The organism is Paraburkholderia ferrariae NBRC 106233 (genome assembly GCF_000685035.1).
Classification (GTDB): Bacteria; Pseudomonadota; Gammaproteobacteria; order Burkholderiales; family Burkholderiaceae; genus Paraburkholderia; species Paraburkholderia ferrariae.
In genome coordinates this window covers 1-3,302 of record NZ_BAYB01000078.1, presented here as the reverse complement: position 1 = coordinate 3,302, position 3,302 = coordinate 1, and the positions used below count along the sequence as shown (strand labels likewise).

Below are 3,302 nucleotides of genomic sequence, written 5' to 3'. Positions count from 1 at the left end.
CCTACTCCACCGTCACCGACTTCGCCAGATTCCGCGGCTTGTCCACATCGGTCCCGCGCGCACACGCCGTGTGATACGCCAGCATCTGCAGCGGCACAACATGCAGGATCGGCGAGAGCAGCCCGTAGTGCTCCGGCATGCGGATCACGTGAATACCCTCCTCGCTCGCGATATGCGAGTCCGCATCGGCAAACACATACAGCTGGCCGCCGCGCGCCCGCACTTCCTGCATGTTCGACTTGAGCTTTTCCAGCAGCGCGTCGTTCGGCGCCACCGTCACCACCGGCATCGCCTCGGTCACGAGCGCAAGCGGCCCGTGCTTGAGCTCGCCCGCCGGATACGCCTCCGCGTGGATGTACGAGATTTCCTTGAGCTTGAGCGCGCCTTCCAGCGCGATCGGGTAGTGCAGCCCGCGCCCGAGGAACAGCGCATTCTCCTTGCGCGCGAACTCCTCCGACCACGCGATGATCTGCGGCTCCAGCGCCAGCACCCCGTGTAGCGCGGCAGGCAGGTGGCGCAGCAGCTTCAGGTACTGCGCTTCCTGTTCGGCGCTCACATGGCCGCGCAGCTTGCCGAGCGTCGCCGCGAGAATGAAGAGCCCCACCAGCTGCGTGGTGAACGCCTTCGTCGAGGCCACGCCGATTTCGCGGCCCGCATGCGTGAGGAACCTGAATTCGGTCAGACGCATCATCGCGCTCGTCGCCACGTTGCACACCGCGAGCGTATGCTCCATGCCCAGCGACTGCGCGTGCCTGAGCGCCGCGAGCGTATCGGCGGTTTCGCCCGACTGCGAGATCGTCACCACCAGCGCGCGCGGGTTCGGCACCGACTCGCGATAGCGGTACTCGCTCGCGATCTCCACCTCGGTACGGATCTTCGCCACCGCTTCGAGCCAGTACTTCGCCGTGAGGCCCGCGTAATAGCTCGTGCCGCACGCGAGAATCAGGATGCTGTCGATGCCCTCGAACACTGCGCGCGCGTTCTCGCCGAAGAGCTCGGGCGCGAACGATTCGGTGGCCGGAATGGTGTCGCCGATCGCACGCGGCTGCTCGAAGATTTCCTTCTGCATGTAGTGGCGGTACGGCCCGAGTTCGACCGCCGCGCCGTAGGCCTGCACCTCGCGCGCCTCGCGCGTGACGAGGTGGCCCGCGCGGTCGGCAATGCGCACGCCTTCGAGCGTGATCTCGCAGACGTCGCCTTCTTCGAGGTAGCTGATGCGCTCCGCGCTGCCCGCGATGGCGAGCGCGTCCGAGGCGATGAAGTTTTCGCCTTTTCCATACCCCACCACGAGCGGCGAGCCGGCGCGCGCGCCCACCACCGTATGCGGCTGGTCCTTGTGCACGACGCCGATCGCGTACGCGCCCGCGAGCTGCTGCACGGCTTCGCGCACCGCGGCGAACAGGTCGCCCCGGTAGAGGCTGTGGATCAGGTGCGCGATGACTTCGGTATCGGTCTGCGTGACGAACTCGTAGCCCTTCGCGCGCAGCATCTCGCGCAGCGACTCGTAGTTCTCGATGATGCCGTTGTGCACGAGCGCGAGCGCGTTGTGCGAGAAGATCGGGTGCGCGTTGTTGACGGTCGGCGCGCCATGCGTGGCCCAGCGCGTATGCGCGATGCCGGTCACGCCTTCGAAGTGCGCGTCGCGCACCTGGTCGTCGAGTTCGGCCACGCGCGCGACGCTGCGCACGCGCTGCGGTCCGGCCGCGGTCACGATGGCCACGCCGCACGAGTCGTAGCCGCGATATTCGAGGCGCCGCAGTCCTTCGATGAGGACGGGCACGATGTTACGTTGCGCTACTGCGCCGACGATGCCGCACATGGAGTTCGATCCCTGGATGTTGAGAGGCGGGGCAGCGCTCGCGAAACCTCGCGCGCCGCTGCCGCTGCGCTTATTGCTGCGCTAGCTACTGCGTTGATTTCCTGAGCTTGACCGGCCGCACGTAGCCGGCCTTCTCGACCTGGGTCTTGCCGTTGAGCACGAGCACGTCGTCGCTCACGTCCTTCCACACCGTCGTGCCCGCCGCGATCGTCACGCCGTCTCCCACGCGCACCGGCGCGACGAGCTGCGTATCCGAGCCCACGAAAACGCGGTCGCCGATCACCGTGCGGTGCTTGTTCGCGCCGTCGTAGTTGCAGGTGATGGTGCCCGCGCCGATGTTCACGCCGGCGCCCACGTCGGCGTCGCCGACATAGGAGAGGTGATTGGCCTTCGAGCCCACGCCGATGTTCGCGTTCTTCACCTCGACGAAGTTGCCCACATGCACTTCGTCGGCAAGCTTCGCGCCCGGGCGCAGCCGCGCATAGGGGCCGAGCACGGCCGCGCCGCCCACCACCGCGTCTTCGATATGCGTGTACGCGTCGATGCGCGTGCCCGCGCCGATGGCGGCGTTGCGGATCACGCAGTTCGGGCCGACCGTGACGTTGTCCGCCAGCGTCACGTTGCCCTCGAACACGCAGTTCACGTCGATGAAGACATCGCGCCCGCAGGCGAGCGTGCCGCGCACGTCGATGCGCGCGGGATCCGCGAGCGTGACGCCCGCCACCAGCAGCGATCCGGCCACGTTGCGCTGGTACACGCGCTCGAGTTCGGCCAGCTGCTGCTTGCTGTTGACGCCCAGCGTCTCCCATTCGTCGTCGGGCTGGGCCGTGACGACCGGATGGCCGGCGGCGATGGCCTGCTCGACCACGTCGGTGAGGTAGAACTCGCCCTGTGCGTTGTCGTTCTTCAGCGCGGCGAGCCAGCCCGCGAGCGGCGCGCCCGGCGTGATGACGATGCCGGTGTTGATCTCGGCGATGCGGCGCTCGGCTTCGCTCGCGTCCTTCTGCTCGACGATGCGCACGACGTCGCCGGCCGCGTCGCGCACGATGCGCCCGTAGCCGGTGGGGTCGTCGAGCGTGACGGTGAGCACGCCGTAGCCGTCCGTCTTCGCGGCGTCGGCGAGGCGCCTGAGCGTGGAGGCGCGCGTGAGCGGCACGTCGCCGTAGAGGACGAGCGTGGGCGCGCCGGCGTCGAGCAGCGGCAGCGCCTGCTGGAGCGCGTGGCCGGTGCCGCGCTGCTCGTGCTGCACGGCGAACTGGACATCGGGCGCGGCAACGGCGGCGCGCACCGCATCGGCGCCATGGCCGATCACGACGACGAGGCGCGTGGGATTGAGCGTGCGGGCAGTATCGAGGACGTGCGAGAGAAGCGGCTTGCCGGCCAGCGGATGCAGCACCTTGGGCCGTGCGGAGTGCATGCGCTTGCCCATGCCTGCCGCCAGAATCACGATGTTCATGGCATCGGTGAAGGTCGAATTTGAAGC

Annotated in this window: 2 protein-coding genes; both read right to left on the bottom strand. The window is 68.1% G+C overall.

The genetic code is table 11. The features are described 5' to 3' along the window. Position 1 precedes the first annotated feature (1 nt). Positions 2-1,819, bottom strand: coding sequence for a glutamine--fructose-6-phosphate transaminase (isomerizing) (gene glmS / locus BFE01S_RS36595; protein WP_028229699.1), 1,818 nt, complete (start codon positions 1,817-1,819; stop codon positions 2-4). 85 nt (positions 1,820-1,904) lie between these two features. Beyond that, complete coding sequence (glmU, locus tag BFE01S_RS36590) at positions 1,905-3,275, bottom strand: bifunctional UDP-N-acetylglucosamine diphosphorylase/glucosamine-1-phosphate N-acetyltransferase GlmU (RefSeq protein WP_028229698.1); 1,371 nt, start codon at positions 3,273-3,275, stop codon at positions 1,905-1,907. Positions 3,276-3,302 lie beyond the last annotated feature (27 nt).